21 protein-coding genes and 1 riboswitch are annotated in these 21,496 nt (G+C 47.4%); of the genes, 13 read left to right on the forward strand and 8 right to left on the reverse strand.

The annotated features are described in order from the left end of the window. Positions 1 to 220: 220 nt before the first annotated feature. Positions 221 to 2,941, forward strand: a complete 2,721-nt coding sequence (acnA, locus tag AC1WMD_RS14405) for an aconitate hydratase AcnA (protein WP_043904240.1) — start codon at positions 221 to 223, stop codon at positions 2,939 to 2,941. A 40-nt stretch (positions 2,942 to 2,981) separates the two neighbouring features. Here the strand turns inward: acnA and sspL are convergent, their stop codons facing one another. Beyond that, positions 2,982 to 3,119 carry a small, acid-soluble spore protein L gene (gene sspL, locus AC1WMD_RS14410; protein ID WP_043904241.1) on the reverse strand — a complete coding sequence of 46 codons (138 nt, stop codon included), beginning with the start codon at positions 3,117 to 3,119 and terminating at the stop codon, positions 2,982 to 2,984. A 401-nt stretch (positions 3,120 to 3,520) separates the two neighbouring features. Further along, positions 3,521 to 4,450: a DMT family transporter gene (locus AC1WMD_RS14415; RefSeq protein WP_043904243.1), complete on the reverse strand. Its 930-nt coding sequence runs from the start codon at positions 4,448 to 4,450 to the stop codon at positions 3,521 to 3,523. Between the two features lie 240 nt (positions 4,451 to 4,690). Between AC1WMD_RS14415 and AC1WMD_RS14420 the strand changes: the two genes are divergently transcribed. Both AC1WMD_RS14420 and AC1WMD_RS14425 read left to right on the forward strand, forming a co-directional pair. Further along, complete coding sequence (locus AC1WMD_RS14420) at positions 4,691 to 5,356, forward strand: ribonuclease H family protein (RefSeq protein WP_043904244.1); 666 nt, start codon at positions 4,691 to 4,693, stop codon at positions 5,354 to 5,356. A 7-nt stretch (positions 5,357 to 5,363) separates the two neighbouring features. Continuing rightward, complete coding sequence (locus AC1WMD_RS14425) at positions 5,364 to 5,582, forward strand: zinc-finger domain-containing protein (RefSeq protein WP_043904245.1); 219 nt, start codon at positions 5,364 to 5,366, stop codon at positions 5,580 to 5,582. 49 nt (positions 5,583 to 5,631) lie between these two features. Here the strand turns inward: AC1WMD_RS14425 and AC1WMD_RS14430 are convergent, their stop codons facing one another. From AC1WMD_RS14430 to cspD, 3 genes are all read right to left on the reverse strand, one after another. Then, the gene (locus tag AC1WMD_RS14430) at positions 5,632 to 5,898 is read right to left on the reverse strand and encodes a DUF2564 family protein (protein ID WP_043904246.1); all 267 of its coding nucleotides are present in this window, start codon (positions 5,896 to 5,898) and stop codon (positions 5,632 to 5,634) included. Between the two features lie 128 nt (positions 5,899 to 6,026). Further along, on the reverse strand, positions 6,027 to 6,227 hold the full coding sequence (locus tag AC1WMD_RS14435) for a cold-shock protein (RefSeq protein WP_494257729.1): 201 nt from the start codon (positions 6,225 to 6,227) through the stop codon (positions 6,027 to 6,029). Between the two features lie 175 nt (positions 6,228 to 6,402). Beyond that, the gene (cspD, locus tag AC1WMD_RS14440) at positions 6,403 to 6,603 is read right to left on the reverse strand and encodes a cold-shock protein CspD (protein ID WP_003251474.1); all 201 of its coding nucleotides are present in this window, start codon (positions 6,601 to 6,603) and stop codon (positions 6,403 to 6,405) included. A 332-nt stretch (positions 6,604 to 6,935) separates the two neighbouring features. On the opposite strand from cspD, the gene AC1WMD_RS14445 reads away from it, so the two are divergent. The 4 genes from AC1WMD_RS14445 to glpK all read left to right on the forward strand — a co-directional run bounded on the left by AC1WMD_RS14445 (position 6,936) and on the right by glpK (position 10,362). After that, positions 6,936 to 7,187, forward strand: a complete 252-nt coding sequence (locus AC1WMD_RS14445; RefSeq protein WP_043904248.1) for a hypothetical protein — start codon at positions 6,936 to 6,938, stop codon at positions 7,185 to 7,187. A 204-nt stretch (positions 7,188 to 7,391) separates the two neighbouring features. Beyond that, positions 7,392 to 7,790: a sporulation protein gene (locus AC1WMD_RS14450; protein WP_043904249.1), complete on the forward strand. Its 399-nt coding sequence runs from the start codon at positions 7,392 to 7,394 to the stop codon at positions 7,788 to 7,790. A gap of 234 nt (positions 7,791 to 8,024) precedes the next feature. Further along, positions 8,025 to 8,852: an MIP/aquaporin family protein gene (locus AC1WMD_RS14455; RefSeq protein WP_043904250.1), complete on the forward strand. Its 828-nt coding sequence runs from the start codon at positions 8,025 to 8,027 to the stop codon at positions 8,850 to 8,852. A 19-nt stretch (positions 8,853 to 8,871) separates the two neighbouring features. Beyond that, entirely contained in the window at positions 8,872 to 10,362 is a 1,491-nt protein-coding gene (gene glpK, locus AC1WMD_RS14460; RefSeq protein ID WP_043904251.1) for a glycerol kinase GlpK, read from the forward strand. Between the two features lie 251 nt (positions 10,363 to 10,613). Here the strand turns inward: glpK and AC1WMD_RS14465 are convergent, their stop codons facing one another. Then, positions 10,614 to 13,175 carry an EAL domain-containing protein gene (locus AC1WMD_RS14465; protein WP_494257731.1) on the reverse strand — a complete coding sequence of 854 codons (2,562 nt, stop codon included), beginning with the start codon at positions 13,173 to 13,175 and terminating at the stop codon, positions 10,614 to 10,616. 399 nt (positions 13,176 to 13,574) lie between these two features. Then, positions 13,575 to 13,681, forward strand: a riboswitch (SAM riboswitch). Between the two features lie 77 nt (positions 13,682 to 13,758). Here AC1WMD_RS14465 and AC1WMD_RS14470 point away from each other — a divergent pair. Both AC1WMD_RS14470 and AC1WMD_RS14475 read left to right on the forward strand, forming a co-directional pair. Then, complete coding sequence (locus tag AC1WMD_RS14470; protein WP_043904253.1) at positions 13,759 to 14,091, forward strand: hypothetical protein; 333 nt, start codon at positions 13,759 to 13,761, stop codon at positions 14,089 to 14,091. Positions 14,092 to 14,119: 28 nt separating this feature from the next. Next, complete coding sequence (locus AC1WMD_RS14475) at positions 14,120 to 14,503, forward strand: VOC family protein (protein WP_043904254.1); 384 nt, start codon at positions 14,120 to 14,122, stop codon at positions 14,501 to 14,503. A 26-nt stretch (positions 14,504 to 14,529) separates the two neighbouring features. Here the strand turns inward: AC1WMD_RS14475 and AC1WMD_RS14480 are convergent, their stop codons facing one another. Beyond that, complete coding sequence (locus tag AC1WMD_RS14480; RefSeq protein ID WP_260676116.1) at positions 14,530 to 15,615, reverse strand: AbrB family protein; 1,086 nt, start codon at positions 15,613 to 15,615, stop codon at positions 14,530 to 14,532. Positions 15,616 to 15,711: 96 nt separating this feature from the next. On the opposite strand from AC1WMD_RS14480, the gene AC1WMD_RS14485 reads away from it, so the two are divergent. Then, positions 15,712 to 16,194: a PaaI family thioesterase gene (locus AC1WMD_RS14485; protein WP_494257785.1), complete on the forward strand. Its 483-nt coding sequence runs from the start codon at positions 15,712 to 15,714 to the stop codon at positions 16,192 to 16,194. Positions 16,195 to 16,241: 47 nt separating this feature from the next. On the opposite strand, the gene AC1WMD_RS14490 is transcribed toward AC1WMD_RS14485, so the two are convergent. Further along, the gene (locus AC1WMD_RS14490; RefSeq protein WP_494257734.1) at positions 16,242 to 16,658 is read right to left on the reverse strand and encodes a PaaI family thioesterase; all 417 of its coding nucleotides are present in this window, start codon (positions 16,656 to 16,658) and stop codon (positions 16,242 to 16,244) included. Between the two features lie 420 nt (positions 16,659 to 17,078). Here AC1WMD_RS14490 and hutG point away from each other — a divergent pair, with 420 nt between their 5' ends. The 3 genes from hutG (at position 17,079) to hutU (ending at position 21,485) form a co-directional block, all read left to right on the forward strand. Then, a complete protein-coding gene (hutG, locus tag AC1WMD_RS14495) occupies positions 17,079 to 18,056 on the forward strand; it encodes a formimidoylglutamase (RefSeq protein ID WP_494257735.1) in 978 nt (325 codons plus the stop codon). A gap of 5 nt (positions 18,057 to 18,061) precedes the next feature. Further along, on the forward strand, positions 18,062 to 19,540 hold the full coding sequence (locus tag AC1WMD_RS14500; protein ID WP_494257787.1) for a helix-turn-helix domain-containing protein: 1,479 nt from the start codon (positions 18,062 to 18,064) through the stop codon (positions 19,538 to 19,540). A 286-nt stretch (positions 19,541 to 19,826) separates the two neighbouring features. Then, positions 19,827 to 21,485, forward strand: coding sequence for a urocanate hydratase (gene hutU, locus AC1WMD_RS14505; RefSeq protein ID WP_494257736.1), 1,659 nt, complete (start codon positions 19,827 to 19,829; stop codon positions 21,483 to 21,485). Positions 21,486 to 21,496 lie beyond the last annotated feature (11 nt).

The following is a 21,496-nucleotide window of genomic DNA, read 5'->3' on the forward strand; positions in this document are numbered from 1 at the left end:
CCTCTTCACCTCCGGTACTAGTTTGCGACCGAAAGACAACTTTATGCTCATCTAGGGAGTGGGATAATATGACGAAACCTTCGAAATTCTATTTACAACATGTCCTTCGTTATAATAAGATAAAAACGTACCAAATTTACGGGTATTGGGAGAATTCGTGCTATTTTTTCGACTTTGCCGCGAAAAAATAGTATAGTATTGATGTGAGGGGGTAATACATATGGCGAAACAAGACGTTTTTAATGCCCGCTCTTCATTTGAAGTAAACGGTAAAAAATACAACTATTACCGTTTGCAAGCGCTTGAAGAAGCAGGGATTGGCAACATCTCCCGTTTGCCATACTCAATCAAAGTGTTATTGGAATCGGTGCTTCGGCAAGTAGACGGACGTGTGATCAAGAAAGAGCACGTCGAAAACCTTGCCAAATGGGGAACGCCGGAAATGAAAGACATCGATGTTCCGTTTAAGCCGTCGCGCGTTATTTTGCAAGACTTCACTGGTGTGCCAGCTGTCGTGGACTTGGCATCGATGCGCAAAGCGATGGCGGACTTAGGCGGCGACCCATATGAAATCAACCCGGAAATTCCAGTCGACCTTGTCATTGACCACTCTGTGCAAGTGGACCGCGCTGGAACGGACGATGCGTTAGAGTACAACATGAACTTAGAGTTTGAGCGCAACGCCGAGCGCTATAAGTTTTTAAAATGGGCACAGAAAGCATTTAACAACTATCGCGCTGTTCCGCCGGCAACAGGGATTGTCCACCAAGTCAACTTAGAGTATCTCGCTAACGTCGTTCATACAGTAGAAGGAGACAACGGCGAATATGAAGCGTTTCCGGATACGCTGGTCGGCACGGACTCCCATACGACGATGATCAACGGCCTTGGCGTTCTTGGCTGGGGGGTCGGCGGAATTGAAGCGGAAGCCGGCATGCTTGGGCAGCCTTCTTACTTCCCGGTACCGGAAGTGATCGGTGTCCGTTTAACAGGAAAATTGCCAGACGGTTCGACAGCGACAGACCTTGCCCTAAAAGTGACGCAAGTGCTTCGCAAAAAAGGTGTGGTCGGCAAATTTGTTGAATTCTTTGGTCCAGGCGTAGCGACATTGCCGCTTGCAGACCGTGCAACGATTGCCAACATGGCGCCAGAATACGGTGCGACATGCGGTTTCTTCCCGGTCGATGCAGAAGCGCTTGACTATTTGCGCCTAACTGGCCGCGATGAACATCATGTTCAAGTAGTGGAAGCCTACTGCAAAGCGAACGGCTTATTCTACACTCCTGATGCGCCAGAGCCAGTGTTTACGGATGTAGTCGAAATTAACTTGTCCGAAATTGAAACGAACTTGTCCGGACCGAAACGTCCGCAAGACTTGATTCCGCTTTCGAAAATGAAACAAGCGTTCCGCGATGCGGTAAAAGCGCCGCAAGGCAACCAAGGCTTTGGATTGACGGAAGCGGATCTCGACAAAGAAATTACGGTAACGTTAAACGGCGAAGAAGTGAAAATGAAAACAGGCGCCGTTGTCATTGCCGCGATTACAAGCTGTACGAATACCTCGAACCCATACGTGCTCATTGCTGCTGGCTTAGTAGCGAAAAAAGCAGTGGAAAAAGGATTGCAAGTTCCGAAATATGTAAAAACATCGCTTGCACCAGGTTCGAAAGTCGTAACTGGCTATTTGCGCGATTCGGGATTGCTTCCATATCTCGAACAAATCGGCTTTAACATCGTTGGTTATGGCTGTACGACATGTATCGGCAACTCCGGGCCGCTCGCGCCAGAGCTGGAAAAAGCGATCGCTGAAAACGACTTGCTCGTGACAAGCGTCCTTTCCGGTAACCGCAACTTCGAAGGCCGGATCCATCCGCTAGTGAAAGGAAACTATTTGGCATCGCCGCCGCTTGTTGTCGCTTATGCGCTCGCAGGCACGGTCGATATCGACTTGTTAAGCGAGCCAATCGGCAAAGACAAAGATGGCAATGACGTATATTTCCGCGATATTTGGCCATCGATGGAAGAAGTTAAAGCCGTTGTCAAACAGGCGGTCGATCCAGAATTGTTCCGCAAAGAATATGAGCGCGTGTTCGACGGCAATCCGCGCTGGAATGCGATCGAAACGACGGATGAGCCGCTTTATCAATGGGATGAAAACTCGACATACATTCAAAATCCGCCGTTCTTTGAAGGCTTGTCGCCAGACGTGCGCAAAGTGGAACCACTCAAAGGTTTGCGCGTCGTCGGCAAATTCGGAGACTCCGTCACAACCGACCATATTTCGCCAGCCGGAGCGATCGGCAAAAATACACCTGCTGGTCAATATCTCATCTCGAAAGGTGTCGAGCCGAAAGATTTCAACTCTTACGGATCTCGCCGCGGTAACCATGAAGTGATGATGCGTGGCACATTCGCAAACATCCGCATCCGCAACCAAATCGCTCCTGGCACAGAAGGCGGCTATACGACTTACTGGCCGACAGGTGAAGTAACGTCGATTTACGATGCATGCATGAAATATAAACAAGACGGCACAGGGCTTGTCGTCATTGCCGGCAAAGATTACGGAATGGGAAGCTCCCGCGACTGGGCAGCAAAAGGAACGTTCTTGCTTGGCATTAAAACGGTCATTGCGGAAAGCTTTGAGCGCATCCACCGCTCCAACCTTGTGCTCATGGGCGTGCTGCCGCTGCAATTTAAAGCAGGGGAAAACGCGGAAACGCTCGGCTTAACCGGCAAAGAAGTATTCGAAGTGCATATTGATGAAAGCGTCAAACCGCGCGACCTTGTCAAAGTGACAGCAACAAATCCGGATACGGGCGAGAAAAAAGAATTTGAAGTGATCGTCCGCTTTGATAGCGAAGTGGAAATCGACTATTACCGCCACGGCGGAATTTTACAAATGGTATTGCGTGAAAAATTGGCGAAAGTGAAACAATAAACAATAAAATGAGCAGGCTTCCGTGATTGGAAGCCTGCTTTTATTTCGTATTCGACCGTTTTGCCGCATCTTCTAGCTTGCTTTTCGGATCTGGGGTTAATGTTGCATCTTGGCCAAAGCCTTGCGGATTGACGCCAGGCGCCTTTGTTCCGCGATTTTTGCCGCCGTTTTTTGCCATTTCTCTCACCTCCATGGGCATAGTATCACCGGCTAGCAAGAAAATATGAATAGGAAAGCGGCTCACGGCGCACTGATTGGGATTTTTTAGTATGCGGCAAAAAGAAATATCTTTTTCTCGCTCAAGAAGAAACCTTGAAGCAAACGATTTAACATTTTTCCCGAGAAGTCTCTCTCTTCGAAACGAAGGGAAGGCGGGAGATGAATCACAAAAACGAACCTTCTACCGACTGTGTAAGCAAAAAGCAGGAGAAGAGCTGGACCGCTCCATTGGTCAAGAGCCTCGAGAAAGATTCCGATGCAGACATCGAACGGAAGGAGCATCCTTCTCCTACACAAAAACTTCTTCGATGGAGATGGCAAGAAACTCCCACCTCTTCATGGAATGAAGTGGGAGGGGGTTCATGAAGTAAAATGCCGCTTTGTCCGCCACCATTTTCCAACGATCCACGCCAGCGGCAGTTCAGCGAGAATCATGCCGCCCAAAATACCGATGCAGCCGATGACGCCGGAAGCGGTAAGCCGCTCCCCCGCCCAAATGTAGGCGGTTATGGCGGCAAAGACGGGCTCCATCGCAAAAATGAGGGCGACGCGGGCGGCCGTCGTATATTTCTGAAAGTTCGTCTGAATTAAAAAGGCGGCGGTAGTGGCAAGCAAGGACGTAATGAGAAGGGCGTTCCATACTTCCTGTTTCCGCAGCACCGCGATATTCCACATTTGCGTGGCATCTTCAAACAAAAACGCAAATATGGCGCACATGATGGCTACCGTAAAAATTTGCGTCATCGTTAATAACAGTGTCGAATAGCGGGACGAATACTTTCCGGTGACAATAATGTGCATCGCAAATGAAAGAGCGCAAAAAAATACGAATACATCGCCGCGGTTCAGCACCATTTTCCCGTCGCCAATCGTCAAAAAATAAAGGCCAATAGCGGCGATGACCGCCCCAATTCCCGCGTTAAGCGATGGTTTTTGTTTGAGAAAGAGAAATGAAAATAACGGCACAAGCACGACGCTGAGCCCGGTAATGAATCCGGCTTTCGACGAAGTCGTGTACAACAGGCCGATCGTCTGAAACGCGTAGCCGCTAAACAGCCATAGCCCCATCCATATACCGGCGCGAATGAGTGGCAACGTATAATGCCGAAAAAGAGAGCGATGAAAAATTGCTAGCCATAGTAGTAAAAATACTCCCGCCAAGCTGAAGCGGACGGCATTAAACGAAAGTGGTTCAAGAAACGATATCGCATTTTGCACGACGACAAACGTCGCTCCCCAGACGAATGTCACTGCCAGCAGGCTGATATCGGCAATCCAGCGTTTTTTCAACCCCATCCCCCCGTTCTATTTTCGCCTTTGCGAACGCTAAACATAGTCGAACGGTAGTATACTATAAATCGCTGAAAAAGAACACACTTTTTTGAAAAATATACGTAATGTTGATATCTAAACAAATCGTGCATAATAATAGGTAATGAAAAGGGATTGCTTTACCTGTTTTCTTGACTATCATTGTATAATAAAAATAGGAAATACGACACGGATAGACGATGGAAGGGTGACGATGGTTTGGACGTTAGGATCCACTGGACATATATGACGCCGAAAAAACGCGAAGTGGTGCTGATTTCCGACTTTATCCGCGCGGAAGAGGCGCTTGCATTAGCCGAAGATTTCGAAAAAACCGGCCGGGTGAAAGAAATACATTTTATGGATCATCATGATGTGATATGGTCGAAAAAAGAGCTAAACAAGCTTTTGAAAGAAATGGAAAGCGAACCGCATGATGTAATTGCTTATTTTGACGGCGGCTTTGACCATGCGACTGCAAAAGGAGGGGTCGGTGTCGTCGTTTACTATAAGCAAAACAATGGGCAGTATCGTTTGCGCGCCAATCTCCAGCTTGATGAGTTAAAATCCAACAATGAGGCGGAATACGCCGCATTTTGGTTTTTAATGCAAATGCTCGAGGAGCTTGGTGTCCATCATTTGCCAGTCACTTTCCGCGGGGATTCGCACGTTGTTTTAAAGCAGCTGTCCGGCGATTGGCCGTGTTTTGAAGACGATTATAACGCATGGCTTGACCGCATCGAAGAAAAGATGAGTGAATTGGGGATTGAGCCGACTTATGAACCGATTTCGCGAAAGCAAAATAAAGAAGCCGATCAGCTTGCTCGCCAAGCGCTCGCTGGGCAGGTGATTACAAGCACGATGGAACTTACGGAGAAAGGATAGACAAACCATGAACAAGAAAAAGCCAAACAAGCGAAAAGAAATATTAGACAAAATTACGGAATTGCAGCAAATGTATTGCGAAGGCTGTTTTTTAAAAAGCACCTTTCGCAAAGAATATGGAAAAACATATGCGCAATCGTTTTGCATCAACCAATGCACGGTCGGTGAGAAAATGCGGCAGTACGGGGCAATGCTTTTAGCCTCTTCTTCGCGTTCCGCCAAATAACAAAAAAGGACTTCACACTATCGGAAGCCCTTTTTTTCATGGCAGCGGCTTAACGCAGCGCCTCATTTAATTGGTGTTCTGCTCTTGCCAGCTTCTGTTCGCAATGTTTGAAAAACTCTTCATCCACGCCAGTCGCTTGCGTGCGGGCGCGGGAAAGCTGGGCGTGGGCATTTTCGATCGCTTGTTTTGCCCCTTCAAGCATCTCCTTGTCCAAGCTCATCGTCGCTTGTCCGACCATTTTTTCGGCCGTTTCGACAAACATTTCGACCTGTTTAACATCGTTATAGCCGGTATGAATATCGATATCCCGTTCCATTTGCCAACACCTCCTAGCGGATAGTGTTCGCGAAAGAAGAAAAAGTATGCGTGCCAAACAAAAAGACCGGCGCACCGCCGGTCTTTCAGCTCTTATGGTATGTTCTTTCGCTTATGTTAACGAACGCTTTATAATTTGACAACGTTAGCAGCTTGAGGTCCACGATCTCCTTGAACGATTTCAAAAGAAACTTCTTGGCCTTCTTCTAACGTTTTGAACCCTTCGCCTTGGATCGCTGTGAAGTGAACGAATACGTCAGAACCATCTTCTGCCTCGATAAAACCATAACCTTTTGCATTGTCAAACCATTTTACTTTACCATGTTGCATAATACGAATCCCCCCTAAATCGTTATAGTCGGTATGAATATCAGTATCCCCCCTAACGGATAGTGTTCGCGAAAGAAGAAAAAGTATGCGTGCCAAACAAAAAGACCGGCGCACCGCCGGTCTTTCAGTTCTCATTGGTTTCGATTACGTTCTTTCGTTTATGTCAACGAACGTCTTATAATTTGACAACGTTAGCAGCTTGAGGTCCACGATTTCCTTGAACGATTTCAAAAGAAACTTCTTGGCCTTCTTCCAACGTTTTGAATCCTTCACCTTGGATTGCTGTGAAGTGAACGAATACGTCAGAACCGCCTTCTACTTCGATAAAACCGTAACCTTTTTCATTGTTAAACCATTTTACTTTACCACGTTGCATAATACTGAATTCCTCCTAATACCTTTAGCCGATCTGGCTAACTTAAAGATTTTTTATCAAATAACGGAATATACTCCACAGCAATCTAAGGTGCATAACCATGCTGATGCCTGAAATATATTCTGTTATGTGATGACTTTACTATACACTAATGGAAGGGCACCGTCAAGAAAAAGAAAGGAAATTTCCGAAAAAAGTTATAAAAGGAGAAAAAAGCAGGGATTTCTTGCGGCATCGTCAAAATAGTTTGGTAAAAGGTAAAAAAGTAAGAATGGATGGAAGAAACGTGCCATACATTGGAATAAAAGGGATGAAAAAGGAGGATGGATCGGATGTACCGCGGGAAAATCGCGGGGAAAGATGTGATTATTCGCTTAGGAAATCGAGTCAGCCGGCGCTACTTTTCCGACAATAAAATTTACAACATGGTGCTTTCTTACGGGGAGACGGCGTTTCGCAAAGGACAAGAAACATTTTGCATTTACAACGACCGCATCGGCTTCATCGTCGCTGAGGTCGAAAGAAACGACATTCCAGTTATTCGTATTGATTATATTATTGAAAATGAAAATGTGTACGAATAACCGTCGCCAAACAACAGACCGCCATCTACACCGTAAGCGGTATCAAAATGATCGCTTGTTTTGCCTGTTCGTTTGCAGGAACAGACTTATGCTGTGTAAAGCACAAGTCTGTTTATTTTTTATGGGCAAATAACGAAACAAACTTTCGCATTGTTTCGTATTATATGAAGAACAAAAAAGAACAATGGACAAGAGGTGTGGCAGATGTTATTGCGCAAAATGATGTCAAGAATAGGGGTCGGATCGGCGTATGTCGATTTGATTTTAAATAAAACCATATTTCAACCAGGAGAATGCATAGAGGGGATTCTTCATATTTGCGGCGGAACGGTGGAGCAAAAAATTGAAAAACTGGATGTAGAATTGGTTCAAAAAACGCTGCGTGATGGGAAAGAAGCCGATACTGTCATTGCGACGATTCCGGTTGCAGGAGCGTTTCGCATCGATGCAGGAGAAAGGAAGGAAATGCCGTTTACGTACCAGATACCGGATTCGCTTCCGCCTTCACAGCCTGGATTGTCTTACCGGTTTATCACCCGCCTCGATATTGAAGATGCGGTCGATACGCTTGATTTCGATTATATTCAAATTTTGCCAAAATAATCTAAATCTATTGACAACGCTTACAAAATGGATTAATCTTATAATTAAGTTAATAATTTGTGGCGGAGAAATCGGAGACCCACACATATTCCTTGTTTTCAGAGGGAAGATGTGTGGGTTTTTGTCTTATCTTCTGCCAAAAAAATGTAACTGCTTTCAAAACATCCGGTGTTTTCCACCGTAGAGATGGGGATGATAGGCAGTTACAAAAAACAAAGACAAGGGGGAGAAAAGATGTCATCGTTCGTTGCTGAACTTGTTGGAACTGCGTTACTAATTATTTTTGGTGGCGGGGTTTGCGCGGGTGTAAACTTAAAAAAGTCATTTGCGCAAAACTCTGGTTGGATCGTTATTACAATGGGATGGGGGCTTGGGGTTGCAATAGCAGCATATGCGGTTGGTCAATTTAGCGGCGCTCATTTAAATCCAGCGTTAACGCTTGCATTAGCGTTTAACGGTGATTTTCCATGGACAGATGTGCCAAAATACATTGTTGCGCAAATGCTTGGTGCAATGATTGGTGCTGTCATTGTATATCTTCATTATTTACCTCATTGGAAAGAAACAGACGACCCTGGCGTAAAACTTGGCGTGTTTGCAACAAGTCCGGCTGTTCCAAGCTATTTTGCGAATTTAATAAGCGAAATGATTGGCACGTTTGTATTAGTACTTGGCATTTTAGCAATTGGTGCCAATAAATTTGCTGATGGGCTAAATCCGTTTATCGTCGGGTTTCTTATTGTCGCCATTGGTCTTTCTCTTGGCGGAACGACAGGATATGCCATTAACCCGGCGCGTGATTTAGGACCGCGCATCGCTCACTTTTTGCTTCCGATACCAAAAAAAGGATCATCTAATTGGTCTTACGCATGGGTTCCGGTTGTTGGACCGGTTCTTGGCGGTTCATTTGGCGGGTTATTTTACAAAGCTGTCTTTCTAGGAAAAATGACAGCAGCATTTTGGTATGTGCTTATTGCAATTGTAGTAGTACTCGCATTTGCATTCATTAGTCAAGAAAAAACATCGAGTAGCTATAATAAACCAAAAAATGCTTTAATGTAATTAGGGGGAGGAAATGGTAATGGAACAATACATTTTGTCACTAGACCAAGGAACAACAAGCTCACGCGCCATATTGTTCAATCAAAAAGGAGAAATCGTTCATATCGCGCAACAGGAATTTACACAATATTTTCCAAAACCGGGCTGGGTCGAGCATAATGCCAATGAAATCTGGGGATCGATTTTGGCGGTGATTGCCAGCGTCTTGTCAGAAGCATCGGTGAAGCCGGAACAAGTAGCAGCGATCGGCATTACGAACCAGCGGGAAACGACCGTCGTATGGGATAAACATACAGGGTTGCCAGTTTATAATGCAATTGTTTGGCAATCGCGGCAGACGGCCGACATTTGCGAACAACTCAAACAACAAGGATATGATGACTTATTCCGCAAGAAAACTGGTTTATTAATTGACCCTTATTTTTCCGGGACAAAAGTAAAATGGATTTTAGACAACGTGGAAGGAGCGCGGGAGAAAGCAGAAAAAGGTGATTTATTGTTCGGTACGATCGACACGTGGCTCATTTGGAAGCTTTCCGGCGGCCGCGCCCATGTTACCGACTATTCCAACGCGTCGCGTACATTGTTATTTAACATTCACACCTTGCAATGGGATGAAGAAATTTTAACGATTTTAGGCATTCCAAAGTCGATGCTTCCAGAAGTGCGTCCATCTTCCGAAGTGTATGCCAAAACGATTCCATATCATTTCTTCGGTGTCGAAGTGCCGATTGCCGGGGCGGCCGGCGACCAGCAAGCGGCGCTGTTCGGGCAGGCGTGCTTTGCCGAAGGAATGGCGAAAAACACGTACGGCACCGGGTGCTTTATGTTGATGAATACGGGCGAAAAAGCGGTGCAATCGCAGCACGGTTTGTTAACCACGATTGCCTGGGGAATTGACGGAAAAGTCGAATATGCGCTTGAAGGCAGCATTTTCGTCGCCGGTTCGGCGATTCAGTGGCTGCGTGATGGGTTGCGCATGATTAAGCAGGCGGCAGACAGCGAAGCATATGCGGAAAAAGTAGACTCGACTGACGGCGTTTACGTCGTGCCGGCATTCGTCGGCCTTGGCACGCCGTATTGGGATAGCGATGTCCGCGGTGCGGTATTCGGCCTAACGCGCGGTACGACGAAAGAACATTTCATTCGCGCGACATTGGAATCGCTCGCTTACCAGACGAAAGACGTGCTGACGGCGATGGAAGCGGACTCGGGCATTGCCTTGAAAACGCTGCGCGTCGACGGCGGAGCGGTGAAAAACAACTTCTTAATGCAATTCCAAAGCGATATGCTCGGCGTGCCGGTAGAGCGTCCGGTCATCAATGAAACAACGGCGCTTGGCGCCGCCTATTTGGCCGGGCTTGCCGTCGGCTATTGGAAAGACCGCAATGAAATTGCCGCCCAGTGGCAATTAGAGCGCCGCTTTGAACCGCAAATGGCAGAAGAAAAACGAGAAGCGTTGTATGCGGGGTGGAAAAAAGCAGTCAAAGCGGCAATGGCGTTTAAATAAGGAAGGATGCAAAAAGGGGCTGACGCAAAAGATGGTGGAATCGATCTTTTGCAACCGCCCCTTCTTTTTAGCCGAGAACACTCCCACTTCAATGAAGCAAGTGGGAGATAAACCATTTGTTATTTTTTTGAGGTTTTATATTCAATCGCGAAAACATACAAGGTTGCTCCAGAGCCCCCACTTCAGAAGTTAAGTGAAGGATTGTCCATTTTTCTGCACAAGGATGATGGAAGAGGGTATCCCGATTACGTTCATGTATGGGCAACTCCGCTACGAAGCAGATCGGTCGCCTCCACGGCGGGCACCGGCGGGCGGAACAAATAGCCTTGCGCTTCTTGGCAGCCTTTCTCGCGCAAATAGGAAAGCTGCTCGATCCGCTCGACTCCTTCAGCAACTACATTCATGCCAAGATGATGCGCGAGCGAAATAATCGTGTTTGTAATCACGCTTCCGTAATAGGAGTGGGGACAGTCGGCGATAAACGAACGATCAATTTTCACTGTATCGATTGCAAGCTGTTTTAAATAAGCGAGCGAAGAATATCCTGTGCCGAAATCGTCGATGGCAAGGCGCACCCCGATTTCTTTGAGGCGGCGCAAGTTATTTAAAATCGTCGCTTCATTGTAAACGGCAATGTTTTCTGTAATTTCGAGCTCAAGCCATGCTGGGTCCATATTCGTTTCTGCTAAAATTTCTTCGATGCGGGCGGCGAAACGATGATCGTACAGCTCTTTCACGGAAACGTTTACCGCAATGCGAATCGGCGGCAGTCCTTGTTTCCGCCAGCGTTCGTGCTGCCTGCACGCCTGTCTTACCGTCCATTCACCGATTGGGACAATCAGTCCTGTTTCTTCGGCGAGCGGGATAAATTCGCTAGGAGGAATGGCTCCTTTGTCGGGATGGTGCCAGCGAATGAGCGTTTCTAGCGCGGCAAGCTTTTTTTGCTGTATATCGACAATCGGCTGGTAAACAACGGACAATTGTTTCTGTTTCACGGCATAATGCAGATCGTTAAGCAAAAAGATATTTGGCAGCCGCTGTCGCAAAAGCGACTCATTGTAAATATAATAGCCGTTTTTTCCTTTTCGTTTTGCTTCGTCTGTCGCTATATCTGCATACGTAATGATCGTATCAATATCCGTGTCTTGATCCTGGAAAAAAGCGATGCCGATGCTGCACGTAAGAAATAGTTCACGCGCGTCGACGCGAAACGGCTCCGTAAAGGCTGCCAATATTTCTTCCGCGGTCCGCACTGCTTCTTCATTTCTAGCGATGGGCGCTAATAAAATGATAAATTCGTCGCCGCTCATATAAGCGACGTCGCCGCGATCATCCACTTTTTCCCGCAATCGCTCCGCTACCTTTTTCAACAGTTGATCGCCGGTATGATGCCCTAGCGTATCGTTAATATACTTAAATCCATCTAGATCTATATATAAAATGGCGCCAAGGTGCTTCATTTCTTTCGTTTTTAGAAACGCATCGCTGGCAAGCTCTTGCAGCCGCCGCCGGTTTGGAAGCCCCGTCAACGAGTCATAATATGCCATACGACGAATTTGTTCATTTTGTTCGGTCCGTTCTGTCACATCTTTGGCAATGCAAGAAATGGCGATAATTTTTTTATTGACGAAAATAGGAATAGACGTAACGCTGACATAACGTTGGCTGCCGGACTGATGGCGAATGCGCAGTTCGATATGGCATGAATGCCCTTTCGCTGTATCGCGGAACGCTTTTATTGCTTTCGGCACATCTTCTTTGACAACCAAATCGTCGATTTTCATCGTTAAGAGCGCGTCGCGGCTATAGCCGGAAATGACGGAACACGCCTCATTGGCCGCAAAAAAAGAACCATCAAGATACAAGGAGAAAACGGCGTCTTGATTATAATGAAATAGCGACTCATATATTTGCCTGCTTTCTTGCAGCGCCTGTTTCATTTTCTCATGCTCGAGCGCGATTCCGGCCAATGAAGAAAACGTATAAATGAGATCGATGTCTGCGTCTTGAGGCTCACACGGCTGCTCATGATAGATAGCAAATGTTCCTAAGACTTTTCCATTAGAAGAAAAGATCGGAATTGACCAGCAGGCGCGCAAACCGTGAGGCAAGGCGAGATGTCGATAATTTTTCCATAACGGATCATGCTCGATATCGCTGACGATGACAAGCTCTTTTCGATAAGCCGCCGTACCGCATGACCCGGCGCACGGGCCGATTTCAAGCCCGTTGATCGCGTCAACATACGCGTGCGGCAAACTGGGAGCGGCGCCATGATAAAGCCGGTTATCGTCTTCATTGGCCAATAAAATCGAACATACGATATGCGGGCGGATTTCTTCCACCGATTGGGCGAGCTCTGTCAAAATTTCCTCCAGTGGAGTATGTTTGACGACCAGCTCTAAAATATGCCTCTGTTTCGCTAACAGCTGTTTTGCATACGTTTCCGCCGCCATGTTATAACATGATGCGAGGAAAAGCATTTTTCCGTTTTCAGATCGCCTCTTGCGAATTCCCATTTGCATAAATAAAATGTTTCCAGCCTTTGTCACCGTCCGCAACTCCAGCGTATGGACCGCATCTGCTGGAGTTGTAAAAATAAGCTGAGCCTGTTGTTTCAGGCGTAGCTGATCTTCTTGATGAACGATGATCGAAATGGGCGCGCCAATGAGCTCGTCGCGTTTGTATCCGAGCGCCGATACGGCAAAATCATTTATATCAACGATATAACCATCTAGATCAAAAATAAATTGCACGGCAGGCATAAAAAAGTAAAGCGGAATGTAGGGAGTTTGCATCTGATATTTCCTCATATAAAAGCAACTCTCCAATCATGAACGAAATAATTTTTTCTACACCATATTATCTATATTATCACGTTTCATTTGATTTTGTCGAAAAAAACAGAATAGTGACGAAAGAGAACAAAAATGGCTGATGCGAACGATCATTTATACCGCACATGCCCAATGTTTTGGGAAATGAAGAAGCAAATGTCTACCAAATTTAAAATAAAACTATGTGCTAAATAATCAACAAAAAAATAAGAAAGAATAAAAGTCGCTTAGCCAAATTCTATCCGCTTTTAGAAGCAGCGCAATAATAAGAAGAGGGAGAAGGTGCTTTTGCCCTTCCTTTCCTAATTTGCGGAAAAACAAAAAATGATTGTCATCACAAAAGGACCATGATAAGATAAAAACAAACTACATACAGTCTTATCAAGAGTGGATGAGAGATCGGGCTCAATGACTCCACAGCAACCTGCGTATTTCGCAAGGTGCTCCAACCCGCAAAGCGGTTTCGCTTTGGATGATAAGAACGGCTGACCCCTTTCGCATCATTCATGGCGAAAGGGGTTTTTATGTACAATACAAAGGAAAGAGGTGGGGACGCCGAGTGCGCGAAAATGATTTGATTCGCAGTTGTATGGCGGCACACTTAAAAGCAGAATCGTTCGCTTCTCATGTCGCCCGCTGCATAAGAAAACAGCTGTTGCAATTTGACAAACAGGCAGTGTTGTATTTTGACTGTTGCGCGAATTTTTTTCATCTGTATGGGTATGCACAAGGAAAGTCTTTTTATCTTATTTTGACGCTTGCAGAAGTGGAAGAGTGGAAAGCCGCTGGTCCTTATGCGCTTGATCGCTATATTTTTGGACAACTAGCAGAAAAAGGAGTTTCATTGGTACATATGACCCCATATTTGCGGGCGGTATTTTCACAAGTTTAAAAAGGTGATAGAAAGGAAGAGAACGAAAATGACAGTGAAAAAATTTGAACATGTCGGCATTCAAGTCAAAGACATTGAAGTATCGAAAAAGTTTTATCAAGAGGTAGTCGGGTTGGAATTGCTCAGCGAGATGACGCATACGAACGGCACGATGAAACTAGCGTTTTTAGGATTGGATGGCTCGGTCATTGTCGAATTGATCGAAGGGTATAATCCGAATTTGCCGACGGAAGGAAAAGTGCATCACGTCGCCTTTACCGTGGAAGGAATTGAACAAGAAAAAGAACGGCTGCAGTCCCTTGGAATTTCGCTCGTCTGGGAAGATATTACGACGCTGCCAAACGGGGCGAAATATTTGTTCTTCCTTGGACCGGATGGTGAATGGATCGAATTTTATGAACCGGAAAAATAAAGAAACTGATAAAAACCGCTCTGTTTCTAGTTGCGAACAGAGCGGTTTTTCCATGACGTTTCGGTGATATACGGGAATTTTCGAAATACCCATTTCAACACGTTCGGTACGACGATAATGACAAGAAGAAGCCGCACAAATTGCAAGGAGCTGACAATTGCCGGATCTCCGCCGACTGTTTGCGCCGTTAACACCATTTCCACAAGTCCACCTGGGGCGAGGCTTAACAGCGCGGTCGACAGCGGAAGATCCGTTAATTTCGCAAATGCCCAGCCGCATCCGAACGATAGAGCAATTAATACTAGCGCAAGCAAAAAATATACCCAGCTAAATTTTCCGCCAAGCTTAATATCTTCTAACGTAATGCGGTCTCCCATGTTCATTCCGACACTAATTTGCGCCAAAATAATCAACCATGCAGGCAGTGGCGGTAAGTTCACTCCAGCCACATGCATCACTGCCGTTACGGCAAGGGGTCCGACGACGTATGCCGCCGGAATGATGTTTCGTAAAAGAAGCGCGCCAAAAACGCTTAACAAAAGCCAAGCGTAATGACCATCGGCAGAGGCAGCAACCGCCTGAGCGGTTGAGCTTCCTGACGATGCATCTCCGCTCAACCAATGAACAACGGCCGTGGGCACAAGAAAAACGACCGTTAACAAACGAATCGTTTGAAAAATCGTCACTAGTGCTGTATTGGCATTGAATGATTCGCTCGCGGCCACCATTTCCGACAATCCGCCCGGAACAGAGGCAAACACACTTGTCACCTTATCAATATGCGTCCATTTCGTCACGGCGATGCTGTTCATAATATTGATGACAATCAGCAACACCGCGACAGCGAGGAACGGAACAATATATGGCGCAATCGTTAACAGCGTCTCTTTTGTAAATGACAGTCCAAAATAAGTGCCTAATACAATCAATCCGCTGTTGGACAACGCCTTTGGCGCCGCTACTTGGCGCTTGATGATCGTTTTCCAAACAAGCATTCCGGTAATGGCCCCAAGCATCCATGGAATCGGGGAATGGAGATGATAAAACAGCAAACCGGCCAGTCCTGCGACGAGATAGGTTTCTAACACTTTCATTGCTGTAGTCCTTTCCATTCTCTGTAAACCTATCACTATTGTAAAGGAAAATAAAAGGAAAAGGAAGTAATGTGCTCATGTGGTATACTTGAAAAGGAAAGGGGAGGGAGAATGATGGAAGAACAAGTAAAACATGCGATTCAAGACGAATACCCAGAGGAATTTGCCTGGTGCTACGGATGCGGACGGATGAATGAGCACGGCCACCATTTCCGCACCGGATGGCAGGGGGAGAAAACGATTACGATTTATACGCCGCGCCCTGAGCATATCGCCATTCCCGGCTTCGTATATGGCGGATTGATCGCTTCGCTGATCGACTGCCACGGAACGGGCTCGGCTGCGCTGGCGCTGCATCGCAAAAATGGCCATGAACCAGGAGACGGAGAAGTGCCGCCGCGGTTTGTGACTGCTTCCTTGAACGTAGAGTTCTTGAAACCGACACCACACGGAGTTCCGTTAAAAGCAATCGGCACGGTCGAAGAAATTCATCCGAAAAAGTGGAAAGTGTATACGGAAGTGTACGCGAATGATACACTTTGCGCGCGTGGTGAAGTCGTGGCGGTGGTCATGCCGAAGACGTTTGGGCAAAAATAACACACCCATCGCATCGCAGACAAAAAGCAGGAGGTCGTCCTGCTTTTTTACCGTTTAGGCATAATCATCACCGAGGAAACGGCGTTTGCGACTTCTTTGCCGTTTTGCGTTAAGACAGCGGTCAGATAGGCAACAGTGCGTCCGAATTTTTCCACCTTTGCTTCGACCTCCACTTCACCGACAACGGTCGGGCGGTGGAACGTCGTATGTAGGTTGATCGAGGCAAATGTTTGGTCTTCATGGAGCAACGTCGTAATCGCATACGCCATCATAATATCGGCCGCCGCACTGACAAATCCGCCCATAATGACGCCGTTTCCGTTTAGTAAATGCTCCCCGATCGTCCACTTTCCTTTCGCATATCCTTCACCTGTTTCCACTAATTGAACGCCAAGCGACGTATCACAGGCTGGCGGCGCACTTTTTCCTGCAATGACGTCGTGCAAGTTGACGGTTTTTGCCATAGCCACAACCCTTTCTTTGAAAATGGTAAGCTCCTATATTACCTATTCGCGAAAATGAGAAGATTTCCTTTTTTAATAGGGAAGAGCTGCGCAATACCTTGCTCCCATTTTCGTTGCCCCGACATTGTGAAGACCGCGGGATATTTTGTATTTGTGATGGGAAAAAGAATGGCGCGGTTCGATTTCGACAAATGGCAAAACGGAAAAGGGATGGAGATTGCCAGTGAAAAAAGTTCTCGTATTTTTGCATGAAGGCGGCAAAACAAGAAGGAAATAAAGGCAATGGGAAAGAAAGAGGAAGAAGGGACATCCTTTACGTGATGGAGTCAAGGACCAGCTCCCGCTATAGATGGATCAACGCGATGACTAATTGAGGACGTTGGTGTTGCACAAAGCAAAAAGCAGGGAGGTACTTGTTTTATGTACAAACAGCCGGACAAGGAGAGATGGACGGGTCGTATTGACAGCGAGAGCGAGGAAAAAAGTTTTCGCGTCCATCAAAAGATTCGTCTTCTTGATATGGGGCAAATACAGGCACAGGTAGAAAACGCCTTTGCTTTATTAGGCTTCCAATGTGATGAAGGGGTCCGCCGAAATCAAGGGCGGCAAGGAGCGCATCACGCGCCGGTGGAAGTGAAAAAAGCGCTGGCAAACTTGCCGTGGCACCTGTCGCCTGACACAATACTTTACGATGTGGGCGAAATTACTTGTGATGGGGAAGAGCTAGAAAACAGCCAGAAACATTTGGGACAGGTGGTAGAGCGCCTTATCCGTCATCGCATCACGCCGGTTGTCATCGGCGGCGGACATGAGACCACGTACGGGCATTATCTCGGTGTGCGGCAGGCGGTCGGTCCGGAAACGAAACTTGGCATTATTAACATTGACGCCCATTTTGACATGCGGCCGTACGAAACAGGGCCGTCGTCGGGGACGATGTTTCGGCAAATATTAGATGAAGATGGAAACGCGGGCTACTGTTGCCTCGGCATTCAGACACTAGGCAACACGGCGGCGTTATTTGAAACCGCAAAGCGATACGGCTGCACGTACATGCTTGAAGAAGAATTGACATTGGAAGCGCTAGATCGCGCGTATAGAATCATTGACGATTTTAGCAAAAACTATGACGTGCTGATGCTGACGCTTTGCATGGATGTGTTGAGTGCAAGCGCGGCGCCGGGAGTGAGTGCGCCTTCGCCGTTCGGGCTTGATCCAAAAATCGTCCGCGCCCTGCTTCGTTATATTATTTCGAAGCCGCAAACGATCAGTTTCGATATTTGTGAAGTGAATCCGTTGGTCGATGAAAACCGAAAAACAATCGCGTTAGCGGCTGCCTTCTGCATGGAGGCGCTCGTTCATTTCCACCGCCGCCAGCGGGTGGCGACAGGTCGGTGAAGCCGATGAAACTTTTGATCGCGGAGCGGGATGAAAACGAGAGCGCGGCGATCCGCTGGCTTGTTTCCGCCTATTCGCTGCCCATTCATCGCGTTTATACCGCCAATACCGTCGAGCAGACAATGAGGATATTAGAAAAGGAAACACCAGAGCTGTTATATATTGAATTGGACATGGTTTCCCATGACGATTGGGAGGAAATGGCGAAATACGTGCGGATGTTTTGCCAAAAAACGATTGCCGTTACGGCCGAGGCAACGTTTGCCCGGGCGAAACAGGCGATTGAATGGCAATGCGCCGATTTACTCGTCAAACCGCTCGAGCCAGTCAAGCTGAAGCAGTGCCTTCAAAAAGCGGTGTCTCCCTTCGTCCGCCAAGAGCGCCTCCATCCGCTCCCTTCCAACGATGCAGAACGTTATTCGTACCGTTCGCTCTTTTCCGAAGAGGTGGAAGCGGCAAATGTGGCGCTGTTGCTCCTGCAAACAGAAAATCCAAATCAATTGCAGGACGCTGTTTCCTTTTTAACACATTACTCGTTTCGTTATCCGTCTTGTGTGCTGCCGCTATCGAGTATGGTTGTCTGTTTGCTTTCCGGTGTGTCGGGCGATATGAAAGAAGAGGCGCGGAAACTGCTGCGTGACTGGGAGGCGGAGCACACGGAGCCTTTGGCAGTCGTCGCGCTGCCGCCTGATGGCGGTCAAACGGTGCGCGCTCAATATCAAACGGCGCGCCGCTTATTGGAAACGACGTTTTTTATCGGCTACCGCCAAGTGATTGTCCCCGCCTCCGAATATGAACGCTGGAAAGAACTCGACCCGTTTTTAACACCGGAAGAGCAGCGGAATTGGATTGACATGCTGAATCGGTTTGACAAGCAGGCCATCAAAATGTGGCTCCACCGCGAATTTTTGCATATGCCAACGCCGTTTCCAAACCCGGAAATGGTGCGGACGAGGCTGACGAGCATATTGGCGCAAATCCGCCGCTTTATGAAAACGTATCACCTTGACCGCGGCGAAACGGAACGCGACTATATGCGTATTTTTCATGAGATTTTATACAACCGTGTCTTATACCGCATCGTGCAGGAAATGCTTCTTTTTCTCTATGGGCTGCTCGATCGTGCGAAGCAGGCGGAAGAGCAGGCGCGCACCGATGTAATCGAAAAAGGAATCCACTATATTGAAGAACATTTTCGTGATCCGGATTTGACGCTTGGGAAAGTGGCCGAGGCTGTCGGCAGAAGCCCAGCATATTACAGCCATTTGCTAATGAAAAAACACGGCATTTCGTTTCGGAAGTTGCTGACGCAAACGAGAATAAAAGAGGCAAAGCGCCTGCTTTCCCAGACGCAGCTGTCCATAAAAGAGATTGCCCATCAAACCGGCTTTCGCACCTCGCACTATTTTACTCGCGTATTTAAAGAAGAAACGAAGAAGACGCCAAGCGAATACCGCGATGAACAGCGCAAAGAACCGCAATGATGAGCGGTTCTTTTTTATGAATCGAAAAAAATAACAAAAATCTAAAGAAAATGATGCAAGATGGTCATTTCATTGCCCTATTGGGTATAAAATTCAAAAATTTATATACGATTTTAAAAACGGGATGCATATATTTGCAACCGATTTCATTTTATAATTCTTGATAAATAAAAAGGAGAATGATTGAGTCGGAACATCGAGATGGCAAAAGCCGCCCCTTATCCGACGTTCATTCATCCTGACGGCATTCTTGGTTAAAAACAAATGACAAAACGGAGGGATCACGATGGCAACGAAACACCGGCCGGTGCAAGCATACACTGGTTCTACTTTGCATGCGAAAGGCTGGATTCAAGAGGCCGCGTTGCGAATGCTCAACAACAACTTACATCCAGAGGTGGCCGAACGCCCGGAAGATTTAGTCGTCTACGGCGGCATCGGCAAAGCGGCGCGCAATTGGGAGTGCTACGAGGCGATTGTTGAGACACTATTAAACTTAGAAAATGATGAAACGCTGCTTATTCAGTCGGGAAAGCCAGTCGCGGTATTTAAAACGCACGCCGATGCGCCAAGGGTATTAATCGCCAACTCGAACCTTGTGCCTGCTTGGGCGACATGGGATCATTTCCACGAACTCGATAAAAAAGGCTTAATCATGTATGGACAAATGACGGCAGGAAGCTGGATTTACATTGGCAGCCAAGGCATCGTGCAAGGCACGTACGAAACGTTTGCCGAGGTGGCGCGCCAGCACTATGGCGGCACGCTAACAGGCACGATTACGGTGACGGCAGGCCTTGGCGGCATGGGTGGCGCACAGCCGCTCGCTGTCACGTTGAACGGCGGCGTCTGCATTGCCATCGAAGTGGACCCAGCCCGCATCCAGCGCCGCATTGACACGAAATATTTAGACACGATGACTGACCGTCTCGATATGGCGATCCAGATGGCGAAAAAGGCGAAGGAAGAAGGAAAAGCGCTATCGATCGGCCTGCTTGGCAACGCAGCGGAAGTGCTGCCGAAAATGATCGAAATCGGCTTTATTCCGGACGTGTTGACAGACCAGACGTCCGCCCACGATCCGCTTAACGGCTACATTCCGGCGGGCATGACGCTCGAGGAAGCGGCTGAGCTGCGCCAGCGCGATCCGAAGCAGTATATCCGCCGCGCCAAACAATCGATCGCCGAACATGTAAAAGCGATGCTCGCCATGCAGAAACAAGGCGCGGTGACATTCGATTACGGCAACAATATCCGCCAAGTCGCGAAAGATGAAGGAGTGGAGGAGGCGTTCAATTTCCCAGGTTTTGTTCCCGCCTACATCCGTCCGCTCTTTTGCGAAGGGAAAGGGCCATTCCGCTGGGTGGCGCTATCAGGGGATCCGGATGACATTTACAAAACCGATGAAGTCATTTTACGCGAGTTCAGCGACAACCAACATTTGTGCAACTGGATCCGCATGGCGCGGGAAAAAATCCAGTTTCAAGGGCTGCCGGCGCGCATCTGCTGGCTCGGCTACGGCGAACGGGCGAAATTTGGCAAAATCATTAACGACATGGTGGCAAAAGGCGAGCTGAAAGCGCCGATCGTCATCGGCCGCGATCATTTGGATTCCGGTTCTGTCGCCTCACCAAACCGCGAAACGGAAGGAATGAAAGACGGCAGCGACGCGATCGCCGACTGGCCGATTTTGAACGCGCTTCTTAACGCGGTCGGCGGTGCAAGCTGGGTATCGGTGCACCATGGCGGCGGCGTTGGCATGGGCTATTCGATTCATGCGGGAATGGTCATTGTCGCCGATGGCACGAAAGAAGCGGAAAAACGGCTCGAACGCGTCTTGACGACCGACCCGGGCCTTGGCGTTGTCCGCCACGCTGATGCCGGCTATGAACTCGCTATCAAAACGGCGAAAGAAAAAGGCATCCATATGCCGATGCTGAAATAAACGAAAGGAGG

This window comes from Parageobacillus sp. NEAU-HV-2, from assembly GCF_059115485.1.